Source organism: uncultured Kordia sp., from assembly GCF_947496985.1.
Classification (GTDB): Bacteria; Bacteroidota; Bacteroidia; order Flavobacteriales; family Flavobacteriaceae; genus Kordia.
The window spans coordinates 1-445 of sequence record NZ_CANMEZ010000037.1 but is presented as its reverse complement, the minus strand read 5'-3'; the positions used below and the strand labels follow the sequence as shown (position 1 = coordinate 445).

At 33.9% G+C, this 445-nt stretch carries 1 protein-coding gene; it reads left to right on the top strand.

What is annotated here, in order from left to right; all coding sequences use genetic code 11:
• Positions 1-84: 84 nt before the first annotated feature.
• Positions 85-342, top strand: coding sequence for a hypothetical protein (locus tag Q0828_RS24400; protein ID WP_298427983.1), 258 nt, complete (start codon positions 85-87; stop codon positions 340-342).
• Positions 343-445 lie beyond the last annotated feature (103 nt).

The window sequence follows — 445 nt, the reverse complement described above, 5'->3', positions numbered from 1 at the left end:
TAAAACGGTATTTGAAGACATGAAGGTACTCTTTAGTAAAAGTGCTAGAACAGCCGATAACGATACCACAGAAAACACAACAGAATGATACATGAAGAACAATATAAAAAACTAAAAAAAGTATTGGGTTATCACTATACAGATAGGGTGCTAAAAATTTTAAAAGAAAATAAAGTAACCAATAGAAAAGGGAAACCTTATGGCACATCAATGATTCGCAATGTGTTTAATGGGCTAAATGAAAACAAGAAAATAGAAAATGCCATTTTGGAACTCTTTGCCCAAACCATAGAGAAAAGCGAAAGGCAAGAGGCATTGAAGAATGAGTTGTTGGAATTGTAGTGCTCCGACTCCGCTCAGTAGAACTTTAGAAAAGAATCAAGAATATAGAGCCAAGAGTATAGATAAAAGAGGTTTTCTAACCAATGCTTGAAGTTCATTCATC

Excerpts from the sequence above, each read along its gene's own strand:
- Q0828_RS24400 (WP_298427983.1), top strand. The coding sequence starts at position 85 with ATGATACATGAAGAACAATATAAAAAACTAAAAAAAGTATTGGGTTAT.